This window comes from Pseudarthrobacter sp. YAF2, from assembly GCF_052113345.1.
In the GTDB taxonomy this organism is placed as follows: domain Bacteria; phylum Actinomycetota; class Actinomycetes; order Actinomycetales; family Micrococcaceae; genus Arthrobacter.
In genome coordinates this window covers 53,826-70,478 of the sequence record NZ_JBFRDA010000002.1, presented here as the reverse complement: position 1 = coordinate 70,478, position 16,653 = coordinate 53,826, and the positions used below count along the sequence as shown (strand labels likewise).

Here is a 16,653-nt window from a genome sequence, read left to right as displayed (position 1 = left end):
GATTGGCGGACCCGTGTATCGACTTCCCTGGGCGGACAGGATTGCAGCCGTCGCCTCCCTCACCGACGCTAAACGGCTGCAGCTTTTCGAACTGGTTGCAGCGGCACCGCGGCCGGTGGGCCGGGACGAGGTGGCCGAGTCCGCAGGCATGGCGCGGAGCACGGCCTCGTTCCATCTGGACAGGCTGGTCCAGGACGGGCTGCTGGCCGTGGAGTTCCACAAGCCTCCCGGAAAGGCTGGCCCGGGTTCCGGACGGCCTGCCAAAATGTACCGGCGGGCGGGAGGCGAAGTGGGGGCGTCTGTACCGGACCGCAACTATGACCTGGCCGGCGAGCTGATGGCGGCCGCCATCGAGGCGTCCCAGGCCGGGAGCGGGCCGGTCGGCGAGGCGCTTCGCGCAGCCGCCTTCCGGAAGGGCCGCGAGCTGGCGGCAGCGGCCGGGAGCATGGGGGAGTTCCTGGCCCAGGCGGGCTACCGGCCCCAGGACGACGGCGACGGCGGCTACCTGCTGCCCAACTGCCCCTTTCACAGGCTTTCCAGCCAGCACGCGTCAGTAGTGTGCGACATGAACGGCGCATTCCTGCGGGGAGCGGTGGCCGGGTGCGGCGATCCCGAGGACCGGGTAGCTCCGGTCGACCTTCCCGGTCATTGCTGCGCGAGGATCACGGGCGCCTCATGAGTGGCGGCCCCGGCTGCTTTCCTGGGCCCGGGCTGCCGCGGCAGTCAGCGCTAGAATTGAACGGTGCCCGCCTACCTCGACCACGCAGCCACCACGCCGCTGACCGGCGCGGCCCTCACCGCCCTGACGCGTGAACTGGCACGCACCGGAAACCCTTCGTCACTCCACGGGTCCGGCCGCCGCGCCCGCCGCGCCGTGGAAGACGCGCGCGAAACCATTGCCGCGGCGGCAGGAGCGCACCCTTCAGAAGTGATCTTCACCTCCGGCGGCACCGAGTCGGACAACCTCGCCGTGAAGGGCTTGTACTGGTCCCGTGTGGCGGAGGACCCAAGGCGTCGCCGCATCCTCTGCTCCGCCGTCGAACATCACGCCGTGCTGGACACCGTTGAATGGCTTGAGCGCCATGAGGGCGCGGCCGTTACCTGGCTGCCCGTGGACAGCGAGGGCGCGGTGGATCCCGGCGTCCTGGCGGCGGAGCTCGCTCGGGACCCCGGCAGTGTGGCGCTGGTGACCGTGATGTGGGCCAACAACGAGGTAGGTACCATCCAGCCGGTCCGCCGCATCGTGGAGCTGGCCCACGCGGCCGGCGTTCCGGTCCACTCCGACGCCGTCCAGGCATTCGGCTCCCTGCCCGTGGACTTCAAGGAATCCGGCCTCGATGCGATGTCCATTTCCGGGCACAAGATCGGTGGCCCTGTCGGGGTTGGCGCGCTCCTGCTGGGCCGCTCGGTCAAACTGACACCCGTGCAGCACGGCGGCGGGCAGGAACGCGACGTCCGTTCCGGAACGCTGGACACGGCATCCATAGCGGCCTTCGCCGCCGCCGCGGAAGCCGCCATCGCCGCGCGCCCCGAGGAAGCGGCACGAATTTCCTCGCTGCGCAACGTCCTGGTGGACGGCGTCCGCGAACGCGTTCCCGAGGCCGTACTCCGTGGGGCGCCAGGCGACGGCCGGCTGCCCGGCAACGCCCATTTCACATTTCCTGGCTGCGAAGGGGACTCGCTGCTGTTCCTCCTGGACCTGGCCGGCGTCGAATCGTCCACCGGTTCTGCCTGCACGGCCGGCGTACCGCGACCCTCCCACGTGCTGCTGGCCATGGGCCTGGACGAGGAAGCCGCGCGGGGTGCCCAGCGGTTCAGCCTGGGACACACGTCCACCAAGGCCGACGTCGATGCCTTGCTTGCAGCGCTGCCCGAGGCGTATTCGAGGGCGCGCCAGGCGGGGATGGCCGGGCATGAGTCCAGCATTCAAACCGCAGGAACCGTGGCACGGCAGGCGCTGCACGGCACCTGACCCGGCACCCCGGTGGCCTGGACGAGCTTGCCGGCGAAGATCCCGGCGCCCCGGTGCGATTTGCGCGGGGCCGTAGAATGGATAGGCGAAGATCGTTTCCGCCGCCCGGCATTGCCGGCCGGCCCCCGGTAAGCCAGCGTCCCCAACAGAAAGCCAGCATGCGAGTACTAGCAGCCATGAGCGGCGGAGTTGACTCCGCCGTTGCCGCCGCCCGCGCGGTCGAGGCCGGGCACGACGTCGTCGGCGTCCACCTTGCCCTGTCCCGCATGCCGGGAACCCTGCGCACCGGCAGCCGCGGCTGTTGCACCATCGAAGACTCCCGGGACGCATGGCGTGCCTGCGATGTACTCGGCATCCCGTACTACGTCTGGGATTTCTCCGAGCGCTTCAAGGAAGACGTCGTCCAGGACTTCATCGACGAATACGCTGCCGGCCGGACTCCCAACCCCTGCATGCGCTGCAACGAACGCATCAAGTTCGCCGCCCTGCTGGAGAAGGCCATTGCCCTGGGCTTCGACGCCGTCTGCACCGGCCATTACGCCAAGGTGATCGAGGACGCCGACGGCAACAGGGAACTCCACCGGGCAGCCGACTGGGCGAAGGACCAGAGCTATGTCCTTGGTGTCCTGACGCACGAACAACTCAAGCACTCCATGTTCCCCCTGGCCGACACCCCGTCCAAGGCCGAGGTCCGTGCCGAAGCGGAGCGCCGTGGCCTCTCCGTCGCCAACAAGCCGGACAGCCACGATATCTGTTTCATTCCCGACGGTGACACCGCCGGCTGGCTCGCCGAAAAAATCGAGATGACCACCGGTGACATCGTGGACGAGTCCGGCGCCAAGGTGGGGGAGCACCCGGGAGCCAATGCCTTCACGGTGGGCCAGCGGCGCGGACTCAAGCTGGGCACCCCGGCGGCCGACGGCAAGCCCCGCTTCGTCCTGGAAATCCGGCCCAAGGAAAACAAGGTCGTGGTGGGTCCTGAAGCACTGCTCGCCATCGACGAGATCCGCGGCATCAAGGTCTCCTGGGCAGGCCTTCCCATTTCCGAGGTGGAAACGGGCGCGGAGTTCAACTGCCACGCCCAGGTCCGCGCGCACGGGGATCCCGTGCCCGCCAAGGCATGGACGGAGCCGGCCTTGGACGGGGCTGCCGGCAGCCAGCTGGTGGTTCGGCTGGAGGCTCCGCTGCGCGGTGTGGCCCCGGGCCAGACCGTGGTGCTGTACCAGGGCAGCCGCGTGCTGGGCCAGGCCACCATCGACGCCGCACGGTCCCTCCAGCGGGCCGCGCTCTAACCAAGCCGTTCCCAGTACCGCCACGGTTTCGCCGTGGCGGTACTTTGCTGTACCCGGGGTGCCTGCCGTACACGTTTCCGCTGCGCACCGCCCGGTAACTATTGGGAAAATATTGTGTTGCAACTCACAGAAAAGGCCGTCTTGAGGGCTGACTCTCTGATTGAATCTAGGGATCAGCACTGCACGCCGGCGTTTGGGGCTATCAACCTGTGACCGCGGGCGTGCGCGTACTCATCGGAAAGAAGTTCACAGATGATCAAGAGCACAACGGCCCTGCACCGCGCCATCGCGCTGGCAGGCATCTCCGCCCTGGCCCTGACAGCCTGCACAGGGCCCTCCGGCGGCGGGGGAACGTCCACCGGCAGTGCCGGCGGCGGTGCCATTACCTTCGGAACCACGGACAAGGTCGTAACCCTCGACCCCGCCGGGTCCTACGACGCAGGCTCCTTCCTGGTGATGAACCAGGTCTACCCCTTCCTGATGAACTCCAAGCCCGGTTCGGCCGAGGTCAGCCCGGACATCGCTGAGTCCGCGTCCTTCACCTCGCCCACCGAGTTCACTGTGAAGCTCAAGCCCAACCTGAAGTTCGCCAACGGCCACGCGCTGACTGCCTCGGACGTGAAGTTCTCCTACGACCGCGTCATCAAGATCAATGACCCCAACGGTCCCGCATCGCTGCTGTCCAACCTCAAGTCGGTTGAAGCGAAGGACGACACCACCGTGGTGTTCACCCTCAAGGCCGGCAACGACCAGGTCTTCCCCAGCGTCCTGGGCACCAACACCGGTCCGATCGTGGATGAGGAAGTGTTCCCGGCCGACAAGGTGATGAGCGATGAGGACATCGTTGCGGCCAAGCCCTTCGCTGGTCCCTACACCATCGATTCCTACAAAAAGAATGAACTCGTCAGCCTCAAGAGCAATCCTGACTACAGCGGGCTGCTGGGCAAGCCTTCCAACGACAACGCCGTGATCAAGTACTACGCGGACTCCAACAACCTGAAGTTGGACGTCCAGGGCGGCAACATCGACGTTGCCGGCCGCAGCCTCACCGCCACGGACGCCGCAGACCTTGGAAAGGACTCCAAGGTCAAGGTCTACAAGGGCCCGGGTGGCGAGCTGCGCTACATCGTCTTCAACTTCGACACCATGCCGTTCGGCGCCAAGACTCCCGAAGCCAATCCCGCCAAGGCCCTGGCCGTTCGCCAGGCCATGGCGGACATAGTTGACCGGCAGGCCATCTCGGACCAGGTGTACAAGGGAACCTATGTTCCCGCCTACTCGGTGGTGGCGGACGGACTGCCCGGCGCAATCCAGCCCATGAAGGACCTGTACGGGGACGGCAGCGGCAAGCCGAGCCTGGATAAGGCAAAGAAGGTCCTCAGCGACGCCGGGATCACCGGTCCGGTCACCGTGAAGCTGCAGTACAACCCGGACCACTACGGCAAGTCCTCGGGCGACGAATACGCCATGGTCAAGGAACAGCTGGAGAAGTCCGGCCTGTTCACCGTGGACCTGCAGTCCACCGAATGGGTGACGTACTCCAAGGCGCGCACCTCTGACGCGTACCCCGTTTACCAGCTCGGCTGGTTCCCGGACTACTCGGATGCGGACAACTACCTCACGCCATTCTTCATTCCCGGCAACTTCCTCAAGAACCACTATGAGAACCCGACTGTCACGGACCTGATCCAGAAGCAGCTGACCACACCGGACAAGACCGAACGCCAGAAGCTGATCGGCGATGCCCAGACGGCAGTGGCGAAGGATCTCTCCACCCTGCCGCTCCTGCAGGGTTCGCAGCTCCTGGTGGCGGGGGCTGACGTTAAGGGTGTTGAGAAGACCCTTGACCCCTCCTTCAAGACACGCCTTGGCGTGCTGTCCAAGTAAGCAGTCCACCCCCATCGGGCTCTGACGGGCCGGAGGCGGGACGCCGCAATGGTGTCCCGCCTTTTGCCGGTCATCAGTCAGCAACGAGGGGAATGCTGGCTCCCGGTCACCACGAATCCAGGTACCGATGACAACTTTGATTGACGCGCCGCCCAGTGATGCCGACGCGCTCCTTCCGTCCACGAAAAAATCTGCAGGGGGAGGGCTGGGCCAGTACATCCTGGTCCGCTTCCTGCTGATCTTCCCTACCATCCTCATCCTCGTCACCTTGGTGTTTTTCCTCATGCGGATCACCGGCGACCCCATCACCGCCGCCATGGGCGGCCGCCTGCCTCCGGAACAGTTGCAGGAACGCATCCACGCCGCCGGCTACGACCGGCCGCTGTTCGTGCAGTATTTCGAGTACCTGGGGCAGCTCGTCACGGGTAACTTCGGCACCACGCTCTCGGACAACCGCAAGGTCAGCGAGATGCTGACCACCTACGGCTCCGCCACCCTGGAACTTGCCATCAACGCCATCATCGTCGCGCTGCTGGTGGGTATCCCGCTGGGCATGATTGCGGCCCACCGGCGCGACCATCTGCCGGACGCCGTGCTGCGGATCCTGGCGATCCTCTTCTACGCCACCCCGGTGTTCTTTGCAGGCATGCTGCTCAAGCTGGTGTTTTCGGTCTGGCTGCACTGGCTCCCGGTCGCCGGCCGCGCCGGGACGCGGACGGAACTGTCGCTCACTGCCCTGGGAGCGCCCACCGGCATCTACTGGCTCGACGCCCTGCGCAGTGGAAACTCGGCAGCCTTCAGCGACGTGATGTCCCATGCGGTCCTCCCGGCGCTGGCCTTGGGCCTCCTGACAGCAGGAATCTTCCTGCGGCTGGTCCGCACCAACGTGATCGGCACCCTCGGGAAGGACTACGTCGAGGCCGGCCGTTCACGCGGCGTCAGTGAGTTCCGGCTGGTCACCAAGCATGCGTACAAGCCTGCCCTGATCCCGATCATCACGGTCATGGGACTGCAGATCGCCGTGATGCTCGGCGGCGCCGTGCTCACCGAAACAACCTTTGAGTGGAAAGGCCTCGGATTCCAGCTGGCCAACTACCTCACGGCGCGCGACTTCGTCGCCGTCCAGGGCATCGTGGTGCTGCTGGCCGTCATCGTCGCCGTCACCAACTTCATCGTGGACATCGTCGCCGCGTTGATCGACCCACGCGTGAGGTACTGACATGACTGCCGAGACCACCCTGGAACCCGTGGCCAACCCGCGGGCACCCTTCTTCCGGCGGCTGCCGGTTGTTTCCCATTTCAACAAGAGCGTCGGACTGCAGCGCTTCATGCTGGTCGTAGGCATGGTCCTCACCGGCGTCTTCCTGCTGACCGCGCTGACCGCTCCGCTGCTGGCCCCGTACGGCTTCGCCCAGCTCTCGGATGCCGACGGCAGCTTCCCCACCCAGCAGGCCCCCGGCGGCAAGCACCTTTTGGGCACCACCGTCGGCGGTTATGACGTCCTCTCGCGGGTCATCTGGGGCACCCAGACGGCGCTGCTGGTCATCATCGTTGCCGTGATCCTCTCCATCTTCGCCGGCGTCATCCTTGGCCTGGTGAGCGGCTACATCGGCGGCTGGCTGGACCGCATCCTGGTGGTGGTCGCCGATGCGATTTACGCCTTTCCGTCCCTGCTGGTCGCAATCGTCATGGCCATCGTCATCAGCGGCGGCCAGTCCAGCCTGCTGGGCGGGATCCTGGCTGCCGCCATCTCCATCACCGTCGTGTTCATCCCGCAGTACTTCAGGGTGATCCGGGCCGAAACCATCCGGCTGAAGGCAGAACCCTTCGTCGAATCGGCCAAGGTGGTGGGCGCCTCCAACATCCGGATCATGACCCGGCACATCTACCGCAACGCCACCCGCACGCTGCCGCTGATCTTCACGCTCAACGCGTCCGAATCCATCCTGACGCTTGCCGGGCTGGGCTTCCTGGGTTTCGGCATCGAGCCGAGCTCAGCGGCGGAATGGGGCTTTGACCTGAACAAGGCGCTCGCCGACACCACGTCCGGCATCTGGTGGACGGGTCTGTTCCCAGGCCTGGCCATCGTCTGGACCGTGCTGGGGCTGACGCTCGTGGGCGAAAGCATCAACGACCTCAACGATCCGCGCCTCCGCGGGCGGAAGCGGATCAACCGGAAAGCAGCGGCGGCTTCAGTTGGACCCGGCACCGAAACAGAATTGAGCAACCCGTGACCGAAAACATAGGGTCCGTTTCGGACCACACGGAACAGGGCCGCAAAACGGTCCTGGAGATCGACCACCTGCAGGTCACCTTCGCGACGGACGGCGGCGACGTCCATGCCGTCAAGGATGTGAACCTGGAAGTCCGGGCCGGCGAGGTACTGGCCATCGTGGGTGAATCCGGCTCCGGCAAGACTGTCACCGCCAAAACCATCCTGGGCCTGCTTCCGGAAACGGCTGTGAGTTCCGGCGCGGTGCTGATCAACGGCACCAATGTCATCAGCCTCAGCCCCGGGCGGCTCCGCCAGATCCGCGGCCGCGATGTGGCCATGGTCTTCCAGGAACCCTCCACCGCCTTGAACCCTGTGTTCACCGTGGGATGGCAGATCGCCGAAGGCATCCGGGCCCACGCCGGGGCAGACGGCAGCGGGCGCGTGTCAAAGAAGGAAGCCAAGGAACGGGCCATCGAAGCCCTGCGCAAGGTGGGGATCCCGGACCCGGAACGCCGCGTCAACTACTACCCGCACCAATTCTCCGGCGGGCAAAAGCAGCGTGTGGTGATCGCAGCAGCCCTGGCGCTGAATCCCGGCCTCATCGTTGCTGACGAACCCACCACGGCCCTGGATGTAACAGTCCAGGCGGAAATCCTCGAACTGCTCCGGGACCTGCGGGACAAGTACGGCACCTCGATTGTCCTGATCACCCACAACATGGGCGTGGTTGCCGATCTCGCCGACAGGGTGGTGGTGATGTACCGGGGCGACATCGTTGAAGAAGCCACGGCAAAGACGTTGTTCGCTGAACCCCGCCAGGACTACACCCGCAACCTCCTCGCTGCCGTGCCGCACCTGGGCCGCAACTCGGCGTCGGCCGGCCTCACCATACGTCCGCACCAGGACGGGGAAGTGCTGGTGTCCGCCGACAACCTGGTGATCGAGTACCCGGGACGGCTGGGAACCCCCGCCTTCAAGGCGGTGGACGGCGTCAGCTTCACCCTGTCCAGGGGCGAGGTGTTCGGCCTCGTAGGAGAATCAGGATCCGGCAAGACAACCATCGGGCGCGCCATCGCCGGGCTGAACCGAACCACCGGCGGCAGCCTGAAGGTTCTGGGCTACGAAATGCTGAACCTTCGCGAACGCACGTTCAAACCGCTCCGCAAGGACATCGGGTTCGTCTTCCAGGATCCGGCCGCTTCCTTCAACCCGCAACTGACCATCGGTGAGTGCATCGCGGAGCCCATGCTGATCCACACCCGGCCAAGCGAGGCCCAGGCCCGCAAGCGCGTCAGCGAGCTGCTGGAATCGGTGCAGCTGCCGGCGTCGTACGCGGGCAGGTACCCGCACGAACTCTCCGGCGGTCAGCGGCAGCGGGCGTCACTGGCCCGGGCCCTGAGCCTGAACCCGCGGCTGCTGATTGCGGATGAGCCGACGTCGGCCCTGGACGTTTCAGTACAGGCGAAGGTCCTGGAACTGTTCAAGGATATCCAGGAGGAGTTTGGCTTCGGCTGCCTGTTCATCAGCCACGACCTTGCCGTGGTGGACATCCTGTCCTCCTGGGTGGGCGTGCTGTACAAGGGCAAGCTGGTGGAGCAGGGGATCGGCAGCCAGGTCATGGGCAACCCCCAACATGACTACACACGCCGCTTGATTGCCTCCCTGCCGGTGCCGGACCCGGCGGAACAGGCCAAGCGCCGGGAGGAACACCGGGCACTGCTGGGCATCTGAACCTGCCCCGCGCAGTTACGGGCGGAACTGGAGGCGCCGGTGCCGGCAGTCAGCCGGCACCGGCGCTTCACACCCGCGTCGATTCCATCGGCTCCCCTAGACTGGGACCATGACGCAGCACAACCCCAGCTCTCCCGGCTCCGACGATTTTGATCCATCCGCCAGTTCGCTGGCAGGCCACGTGGATAATTCGGTGATGGCTGAACTGCTGTCCATCCGTTCCAGCATCGACAACATCGATGCCACCTTGGTGTACCTGCTGGCCGAACGTTTCAAAGCCACGCAAAAGGTGGGCTTCCTGAAGGCCGCACACCGGTTGCCCGCAGGCGACCCCGGACGTGAAGCCGCCCAGATCGCACGGCTGCGGCGCCTCGCCGAGGACGCCCACCTCGATCCGGCCTTCGCGGAAAAGTTCCTTAACTTCATCATCGGCGAGGTCATCCGCCACCACGAGGCCATCGCCGAGGACCACCAGGCTTCGGCGGAGGCCAACCCCCACACCTCAGCACTGGCGTGAGCCGGGAGCAGCACCAACCAGGACCGGGCCCGCAGGCGGCCGTTGCTCCGCCGCAGGAAGTCACGGCCACCGGCCTGGGGCCGTGGCCCGGCGATGATCCGGTCGAAGCCGCCCGGATCATCCGGGGCGAGCTTGGCAGCCCCCACCTGCCTTTCCTGGCCGAACTGCCGGACCGCGGCGTTGGATCCGACGCCCTGGGCCGCACTGCATCGCTCCTCGAGGAACTGGCGGTGGACGTCCAGCCTCACGGATGGCGGCTGGTTGACCGTCCCGGCAAGGACATGCGGCGGGCAGCCTCGGCACTGTCCACCGACCTGAACGTCCTGGCCGACGTGGCCGGGGCCGAAGACGTATCGGCCCGGGAACTGAAGATCCAGCTGGTGGGGCCGCTCACCCTCGCCGCCGGTTTATACCTGCACAACGGGGAACGCGCCTTGCTGGACCATGGTGCCCGCCGGGACGTCGCTGCCTCCTTGGCCGCCGGGGTGGGCGGCTACCTTGGCCGGGTTGCCGCTGCAGTACCGGGGGCCCGCCTGGTGGTCCAGGTCGATGAGCCGGCGATTGCGGCCGTGCTGGCCGGGACAATTCCCACCGCCAGCGGGTACCGGACCCTCCGGGCCGTCGCCGCCTCCGAAGCACGCGAGGCCTGGCGCCTGGTCCTGGACGCCCTCCGCGCAGCCGGAGCCGCCGACGTCGTGGTGTCCGTACCCGAAATCGAAGCACCGATCGAGCTGGCCCTCTCCGCGGGGGCCGACGGGATTGCCTTGCCTTTGAAGGCCCTGACCAACAGGCAATGGGAACAGCTCGCCGGGGCCGTTGAAGCCGGTAAGCAATTCTGGGCCGGCGCACTGGAGGTATCCGGCGGCACGCTCCCGCGGGTGGAAGATTGCGTGGAATCGATATGGCGTCCCTGGCGCCAGCTGGGCCTCCCGGCCCAGCTGCTCAGCACTGTCCGGGTCACGCCCTCCGCGGGACTGGCAGGACACACCCCGGCGCAGGCAACTGCAGTCCTGGGCAGGCTAACCCAGGTGGCGGACGGGCTCAACCAGCGGGTGCTGGGGTAAATTTCAGACCCTGTTCTCCCAGCGGTCCGGCTGGGCGTAGCGGGGGAGGAAGCTCTGGGCGGAGCTGCCGCCGGAGTAGGGACGGAGCCGGTAGTCGAAAGCCCCCGCATACACCAGGACCAGACCGATCTGCGGCTGGATCACTTTCACCTGGATCCGGTGCCTCCCATCGGGGCCTTCGGCCGGGTCCCACCATTGTTCCGCGTAGGCTTTCGCGTCCAGGGCCCGGGGGAGGGGCACCCGGAGCGGCCCGAGGAAGAGCCGCGAAGCCTCCGATACGCCGCGCAACCTTCCTTCCGGGGTGACGCTCAAGTTCAGGTCCGTCACGAGCCGCCGGTACCGGCCAACGTAATCCACCAGCTGGGCGCCGCCGCCGCGTGTGGTGACGCTCGTGGTGTCCTGGAAGAGCCGGGTACTCCGCGGGAAGCGGATTTCGCGGCGTGCAGTCAGGCTGGAACGGCCAAACGGATCCTGGTGCGCATGGTTCTCGATCCGGAACGGTACGTTTTCACCGTATTCGGGAAAGAAAGCCTCTTCCCCGCTGGTGAGCCGCAGCAAAGGGCGCAGCCACCGCTGGCGGCAGCCCACGACGTCGAACGTTCCTTCGCCCACGCCGTACTGGCCTGATCCCGGGGCCAGCGAGAAATACTCCTGCAGTTCGGGCTGCAGGCGGGAGAACTCTGCGCCCAGGGCCTGCTGGTAGATCGGGACGCTCATGGTGACCTCCTGTTGCATATGGCGGACGGCTGCCGCCGGTTTCACAATCTACCGGCAGCTTTGAGCCGGATGTACATGTCCGCGAGCCGGGGCGGCAGTTCATGGGGTTCAGCGTCCACCACTTCCACTCCGTAACGCCGCAGCTCGGCGGTCAGGGCTGCGCGCTGCAGGAGGGCGCGCTCCGCGGCAGCCGCCCGGAACACGCCGGTGGCATCGTTGCGCTCGCGGAGCATTGTGCCCAGCTGCGGGTCGCGGACGGCGGCCACCACCACGACGTGCTGGCTTGCCAGCCGTTCGGCGGCCGGGAGCAGGCCCTCCTCCGGCGCACCGCCGTCCAGTGAAGTCAGCAGGACCACGAGGGACCGATGCGCCGAGAGGGCCCGGACCTGCGCCGGGACCGCCGGCCAGTCCATCTCGATCAGCTCGGCTTCCAGCGGGGCCATGGCCTGCACCAGCCTGCCCAGGATGTTTCCCTGCCCGGCGGACGCGGCGCGTGCCCTGGTCCGCCGGTCGAACGCGACAAAGTCCACCCGGTCGCCGCCCCGTTCGGCCAGGACGCCCAACAGCAGCCCAGCCTCCATTCCGGTGTCCAGGCGGGTTTCATCGCCGATCCTCGCGGCGGACGTCCGGGAGGTATCAAGGACCATGACCACCCGTCTGTCCCGTTCTGGGCGCCAGGTGCGGACCACCACCGCGGAGCGGCGGGCGGTGGCGCGCCAGTCGATCGAGCGGACGTCGTCGCCCCGGACGTAATCGCGCAGGGAGTCGAACTCGGTGCCGGCGCCGCGGATCTGGACGGCGGCCTTGCCGTCGAGTTCGCGCAGCTTCCTCAGTTTCGAGGGCAAGTGCCGCCGGGAATGGAAGGGCGGCAGGACCCGCAGCGAGCCGGGGCACTCGATGGTGCGCTGGCGGGCTGCGAGGCGGAGCGGGCCAAAGGAACGGATGGTTACGTGCCGCGTTGTGAGGTCCCCGCGCCGGACGGGTCGAAGCCGGAACGTGTACCGCCGGCTTTCGCCTGCAGGCACGTCGATCTCCTGGACCGGGTTCCGGGCGCCGGCGGACGGTTGCCAACCGTCCCTGGCCGATCCCCGCAGCGGCCGGCTGCCGTCATTGCTTACCGTGAACACCGCCTCCACCTGGTTGTTGAGCGTCACGTTCCCAGGCGCCGGGCGCACCAGACTGACCCGCCGCAACGACCCGGCGAACAACAGGTCGGTACATAGCAGTGCCGCCAGCACGGCGAGGGTGGCCAGGACGGTCAACCAGCCCGGAACCAGCAGGACCGGGACAAGGCCAAGCAGCACCACCGCTACGAAGCGCCCCGAGATGGCCATCAGCGGGGAACGGGAACCGACGCCAGGATGCTGCCCAGGACATCATCCACCCGGACCCCGTCCATCTGCGCCTCAGGTTGCAGCGCCACCCGGTGGCGCAGGCAGGGCAGTGCGAGTGCTTTGACGTCATCGGGGGTGACGAAGGGGCGGCCGGAGAGCCACGCCCAGGATCTTGACGTGTTGAGCAGGGCGGTGGCACCACGCGGGGAGACCCCCAGGTGGAATGACGGGGCGCTCCGCGTGGCCCGAACAAGGTCCACAATGTAGCCGATGATTTCCGGTTCGACAGCCACCCGGGCAACTGCCTCGCGGGCCCGTTCGAGGTCCTCCGCACCGGCCACCGCCTGCACGCCCGCGGCAGCGAGGTCGCGGGGATCGAACCCGGCCGCGTGGCGCCGGATGACCTCGATTTCGTCCTGGCGCTGCGGCAGCGGCATGCTGAGCTTGAGCAGGAACCGGTCCAGCTGCGCCTCGGGCAGGGGATAAGTCCCCTCGTACTCCACCGGATTCTGGGTGGCGGCCACCAGGAACGGTGCCGGCAGTTGCCGGGCGCGGCCGTCCACGGACACCTGCCGCTCCTCCATGGCTTCAAGGAGCGAGGCCTGGGTCTTGGGTGGCGTCCGGTTGATCTCGTCCGCGAGCAGGAGATTGGTGAACACCGGCCCCTCCCGGAAGCTGAATTCGGACGTGTGGGCGTCGTAGACCAGCGAGCCGGTGACGTCGCCCGGCATCAGGTCCGGCGTGAACTGCACGCGTTTGGTGTCCAGGCTCAAGGCCGAGGACAACGCCCGGACCATCAGGGTCTTGGCGACGCCCGGAACGCCTTCCAGCAGCACGTGCCCCTGCGAAAGCAAGGCGATCAGGAGGCCCGTGACAGTTGCGTCCTGCCCCACCACCGCCTTTGCCACCTCGTGGCGGACAGCGAGGAGCGCCTGCCTCGGTGCGTCGTCGTCCACTGAATTGCCGCCGCCCAACGAATTAAGGACCTGCGGGCCGCTGCTGTGTTCGCTCATTGGGTCATGACCTCTTTCTCGAGTTTGTCCATGGCCTGTGACCAGGCCACCAGGCGGGCTTCGGTTGCGGGGCGTTCGTTCACGAGCGTGCGAACGGCCGCGGCGTCCCTGCCCAGGAGCCGGGCCGCGGAGGCTACGACGTCCTCGGCGCCGGCGCCGGGGCCCAGCCGGAGTTTGGCGGAAAGCCGCGCCAGCATACCGGCCCGCAGGTTGTCCCGGGCCTGGTCTATGGCACGTGAGTCCTGGTAGAGCCTGGCGCGTCCTTCCGCGGTCTCAACGGCTTTGACCACCACCGGCAGCGGCTCGAATACCAAAGGCCCATGCCTGCGGCCGCGCCACACGATTGCCGTCACTGCCACCAGGAGCAGCCAGGGCCCCAGGAACCGGGCCCAACCCGGGGCCAGGTCATCCAGGGTCTTCCCGTGGCCTGTCACCGTAACGTCCTCCAGCGATGGCAGGTACCAAACGAGGTCCGAGGAAGCGCCGAGCAGCCTGACCGCCAGCGCAGCGTTTCCCAGGTCGTCGAGCTTGTCGTTGGCCAGGACGGCCGCACTTCCCAGCACCGCCGTCCGCCGGTCCCCGCTGATGGCGAGCATCCCGGCGGTTCCCGCTGCCCGGTAACAGGTGGTGCCGCCGTCGTAAACGAATCCACCCTGGCCGGTTACCTGGCCCGCGGCGTTGGCGTCGGCCTGGCTGCACCTCGGGTCCAGGACAGGGATGGCGTCGGGCACAACGCCGGCCTGATGGATGCCGTTGTCAAGGGCGGCGAGGGTGTCCAGCCTGGGGGAGATGACTACCACGTGGTCCGCCGCCGCCACCAGGGCCGAAAGCTGGGGCTTACCAAGGATGCCGTTCCTGTCGTAGATCAGGAGTGTGGGGGAGGAGCTTGACCGGAGGTCGGCCAGCGCCGCATCGAAGCGGCCCGGGGTGTGGATGTTCACGCCATGGCGGCCGAGGATTTGACCCAGCGCCTTGCCGCCGTTGGGTCCTGCATTGTGGACGGAGAGGGGAACGGTGTCGCCCTTGGGTGCCAGTTGCGTTCCGATGATGAGTGCCAGCGCGGCAACGGCCACCAGGGCCGCGGCCGCCAGGCCACGGTGGTTCCGGATCCACGCGAAGGGTCTGCGGCGCCGCGGACCCTTCGCGGTGGCAATCCCCGCTCCCGGGGCGTTTCGGCGGCCGGCGCCCGCCGTTGGCAACCTGGTCATGGCAAGGGTACCGTTCCGGTGGAAGCGGAGGATGCGGGCTTCACGGCCTCCAGCCTGGTATCGAGTCCCGCCATTTCCTGGTACTGCCCGCTGCCCGCCGGCCGGTTTCCGTAGCGGATCCCGTCAAAGGTGGACGCTGCCCACTTCAGGGGCCTGGCTTCGGCCGCGAACTGGACGGACAGGGCCCGCGCCACTTCGTCTGCCGTCCTGCCGGGTTGAGGGTCCAGCACCATGCGGTGTTCGGCGTTGCGGACCACGGCGCGGAAGCGGTCGACGACGGCGTCCCCCCAGTTTCCCGCCGCGGCCGCAGCTTCGGCGCGGGCACGGTAGTCCGCGGCTGCCAGCGGGGCTTCCTGTTCAAAGACGCCCTCGGCCTGCCGGGTGCGGGCGTTCAGGCGGGGGCGCGCGAGGATGATGGAGACCGCGATGATCGCGGCAATGACGACGGCGATGGCGATCGCGGGGACCGACGGTGCATCCCCGCGCGAGCCGTCCAGGGATTGCAGCCAGTCCAGGAAGTTCCGCCACAGGGTGTCAAGCAAGGACGGGGCGGCCTCCCGGTATTCCGGTTTGGCCAGCTCCTCAGCCGCCCACCGCCGTGCCTCTTCGGCGCCGGGAAGCACCGGAGGCTCAGCGGCCATAAGGCCAGGCTCCCGGCGCCTCGCCGTGCCCGGGGTACGGAGCGTCGGCGCCTGGCCGGGGCTCCCGGCCCGGGATGCCGTCAGGATCCGCCCCGGTCTCCGCCTGGCGCAGCAAGGTGATGTCGAGGCCGTCCTTGCGCATCCGCAAATCCATATAGAGCAAGGCCATGACGGACGTTTGGAAAGCGACGCCCACCCCGCCGACCAAAGCTCCCACAACAGCGGTGACAATGCCCAGGACCACGGCCAGCGTGGCGTCTTGTCCGCTGCCGCCGTGTGGCGAGACGACGCCGGCCAGGACTGCCGGCAGGAAGCTCACCGGGATCAGGATCACTTGGCTGATGACACCGACCAGGATAGACACCACCAGGGTGATGCCAAGGATCCGCCACCAGTTGGCCCGGGTGAGCTCCCACGAACGCCGAAGCCCGGCGAAAGCGCCAAGTTCTTCAATGACGACGGCGGCCGGTGCCACCATGAGCTTGATTCCCACCCAGGCGAAGACTGCGACGAAGCCCAGGACCAGCGGCAGGGCAAAAAGGGACGCGGCGCCACGAACGTTGGAGAAGAAGAGCGCCAGGATGACGGCCAGCAGCACCATGGCCGCAATTCCCGCTGCGACCAGCAGTGCAGCCAGCCCGATCAATGCCCCGATCCTGGGCCGTGCCAGTGACATCATCCGACGGAAACCGGTAGGGCGGTTCAGGACGGACCGGGCCACGGGCACCACCATGGCGCCTTGGAGGACGGCTGACAGGAACACGGACAGGATGGTCACCGCGGCGGCGCCGGCCATCAGCCCGACGGCCATCGAAGTTACATCGCCGCGGGTGGCAGTGCGCGCCCACTCGCTCAGGGAGACGGCGGACGATGCACTCACGGCCGTGACCACTGCGGTGATGATCGCTGCCAGGGCCTGTGTCAGGAGGCCGGCGCCCACCATTGCCTTGGCATTGCGTCGCATCGCCTGGAACGAACCGTCCAGGACTTCGCCGAACATCAGCGGCCTCAAGGGAATGATGCCCGGCTTGGGGGGAGCGATGTAGCGCGGTTGACCGTAGG

Annotated in this window: 15 protein-coding genes; 9 read left to right on the top strand and 6 right to left on the bottom strand. The window is 67.3% G+C overall.

What is annotated here, in order from left to right:
- The first annotated feature begins 13 nt into the window (after window positions 1-13).
- The 9 genes from AB4Y79_RS02260 to AB4Y79_RS02220 all read left to right on the top strand — a co-directional run bounded on the left by AB4Y79_RS02260 (window position 14) and on the right by AB4Y79_RS02220 (window position 10,678).
- Entirely contained in the window at window positions 14-679 is a 666-nt protein-coding gene (locus tag AB4Y79_RS02260; RefSeq protein WP_441858407.1) for a helix-turn-helix transcriptional regulator, read from the top strand.
- A gap of 63 nt (window positions 680-742) precedes the next feature.
- Window positions 743-1,972, top strand: a complete 1,230-nt coding sequence (locus AB4Y79_RS02255; RefSeq protein ID WP_441858405.1) for a cysteine desulfurase family protein — start codon at window positions 743-745, stop codon at window positions 1,970-1,972.
- A gap of 158 nt (window positions 1,973-2,130) precedes the next feature.
- A complete protein-coding gene (gene mnmA, locus AB4Y79_RS02250; RefSeq protein ID WP_441858403.1) occupies window positions 2,131-3,264 on the top strand; it encodes a tRNA 2-thiouridine(34) synthase MnmA in 1,134 nt (377 codons plus the stop codon).
- A gap of 252 nt (window positions 3,265-3,516) precedes the next feature.
- Complete coding sequence (locus AB4Y79_RS02245; RefSeq protein WP_441858401.1) at window positions 3,517-5,151, top strand: ABC transporter substrate-binding protein; 1,635 nt, start codon at window positions 3,517-3,519, stop codon at window positions 5,149-5,151.
- 127 nt (window positions 5,152-5,278) lie between these two features.
- Window positions 5,279-6,370: an ABC transporter permease gene (locus AB4Y79_RS02240; RefSeq protein WP_441858399.1), complete on the top strand. Its 1,092-nt coding sequence runs from the start codon at window positions 5,279-5,281 to the stop codon at window positions 6,368-6,370.
- Window position 6,371: 1 nt separating this feature from the next.
- Window positions 6,372-7,385: an ABC transporter permease gene (locus AB4Y79_RS02235; RefSeq protein WP_441858398.1), complete on the top strand. Its 1,014-nt coding sequence runs from the start codon at window positions 6,372-6,374 to the stop codon at window positions 7,383-7,385.
- Window positions 7,382-9,097: an ABC transporter ATP-binding protein gene (locus AB4Y79_RS02230; RefSeq protein WP_441858396.1), complete on the top strand. Its 1,716-nt coding sequence runs from the start codon at window positions 7,382-7,384 to the stop codon at window positions 9,095-9,097. The genes AB4Y79_RS02235 and AB4Y79_RS02230 overlap by 4 nt, the downstream gene beginning before the upstream one ends.
- A gap of 109 nt (window positions 9,098-9,206) precedes the next feature.
- On the top strand, window positions 9,207-9,614 hold the full coding sequence (locus AB4Y79_RS02225) for a chorismate mutase (RefSeq protein ID WP_308930477.1): 408 nt from the start codon (window positions 9,207-9,209) through the stop codon (window positions 9,612-9,614).
- Window positions 9,611-10,678: a hypothetical protein gene (locus AB4Y79_RS02220; protein ID WP_441858394.1), complete on the top strand. Its 1,068-nt coding sequence runs from the start codon at window positions 9,611-9,613 to the stop codon at window positions 10,676-10,678. The genes AB4Y79_RS02225 and AB4Y79_RS02220 overlap by 4 nt, the downstream gene beginning before the upstream one ends.
- 3 nt (window positions 10,679-10,681) lie before the next feature.
- On the opposite strand, the gene AB4Y79_RS02215 is transcribed toward AB4Y79_RS02220, so the two are convergent.
- The 6 genes from AB4Y79_RS02215 to AB4Y79_RS02190 are packed head-to-tail and all read right to left on the bottom strand — an operon-like array spanning window position 10,682 to window position 16,603.
- A complete protein-coding gene (locus tag AB4Y79_RS02215; RefSeq protein WP_441858392.1) occupies window positions 10,682-11,395 on the bottom strand; it encodes a DUF4166 domain-containing protein in 714 nt (237 codons plus the stop codon).
- Between the two features lie 41 nt (window positions 11,396-11,436).
- Entirely contained in the window at window positions 11,437-12,729 is a 1,293-nt protein-coding gene (locus tag AB4Y79_RS02210; protein ID WP_441858390.1) for a DUF58 domain-containing protein, read from the bottom strand.
- Entirely contained in the window at window positions 12,729-13,742 is a 1,014-nt protein-coding gene (locus AB4Y79_RS02205; RefSeq protein ID WP_441858388.1) for an AAA family ATPase, read from the bottom strand. The genes AB4Y79_RS02210 and AB4Y79_RS02205 overlap by 1 nt, the downstream gene beginning before the upstream one ends.
- Window positions 13,739-14,950 carry a DUF4350 domain-containing protein gene (locus tag AB4Y79_RS02200; protein ID WP_441858386.1) on the bottom strand — a complete coding sequence of 404 codons (1,212 nt, stop codon included), beginning with the start codon at window positions 14,948-14,950 and terminating at the stop codon, window positions 13,739-13,741. Before AB4Y79_RS02200 ends, AB4Y79_RS02205 begins: the two co-directional genes overlap by 4 nt.
- Window positions 14,947-15,591 carry a DUF4129 domain-containing protein gene (locus AB4Y79_RS02195; protein WP_441858384.1) on the bottom strand — a complete coding sequence of 215 codons (645 nt, stop codon included), beginning with the start codon at window positions 15,589-15,591 and terminating at the stop codon, window positions 14,947-14,949. Before AB4Y79_RS02195 ends, AB4Y79_RS02200 begins: the two co-directional genes overlap by 4 nt.
- A complete protein-coding gene (locus tag AB4Y79_RS02190) occupies window positions 15,581-16,603 on the bottom strand; it encodes a hypothetical protein (protein WP_441858382.1) in 1,023 nt (340 codons plus the stop codon). Before AB4Y79_RS02190 ends, AB4Y79_RS02195 begins: the two co-directional genes overlap by 11 nt.
- Window positions 16,604-16,653: the final 50 nt, after the last annotated feature.

Excerpts from the sequence above, each read along its gene's own strand:
- mnmA (WP_441858403.1), top strand. The coding sequence starts at position 2,131 with ATGCGAGTACTAGCAGCCATGAGCGGCGGAGTTGACTCCGCCGTTGCC.
- AB4Y79_RS02245 (WP_441858401.1), top strand. The coding sequence starts at position 3,517 with ATGATCAAGAGCACAACGGCCCTGCACCGCGCCATCGCGCTGGCAGGC.
- AB4Y79_RS02240 (WP_441858399.1), top strand. The coding sequence starts at position 5,279 with ATGACAACTTTGATTGACGCGCCGCCCAGTGATGCCGACGCGCTCCTT.
- AB4Y79_RS02235 (WP_441858398.1), top strand. The coding sequence starts at position 6,372 with ATGACTGCCGAGACCACCCTGGAACCCGTGGCCAACCCGCGGGCACCC.
- AB4Y79_RS02225 (WP_308930477.1), top strand. The coding sequence starts at position 9,207 with ATGACGCAGCACAACCCCAGCTCTCCCGGCTCCGACGATTTTGATCCA.
- AB4Y79_RS02215 (WP_441858392.1), bottom strand. The coding sequence starts at position 11,395 with ATGAGCGTCCCGATCTACCAGCAGGCCCTGGGCGCAGAGTTCTCCCGC.
- AB4Y79_RS02210 (WP_441858390.1), bottom strand. The coding sequence starts at position 12,729 with ATGGCCATCTCGGGGCGCTTCGTAGCGGTGGTGCTGCTTGGCCTTGTC.
- AB4Y79_RS02205 (WP_441858388.1), bottom strand. The coding sequence starts at position 13,742 with ATGAGCGAACACAGCAGCGGCCCGCAGGTCCTTAATTCGTTGGGCGGC.
- AB4Y79_RS02200 (WP_441858386.1), bottom strand. The coding sequence starts at position 14,950 with ATGACCAGGTTGCCAACGGCGGGCGCCGGCCGCCGAAACGCCCCGGGA.
- AB4Y79_RS02195 (WP_441858384.1), bottom strand. The coding sequence starts at position 15,591 with ATGGCCGCTGAGCCTCCGGTGCTTCCCGGCGCCGAAGAGGCACGGCGG.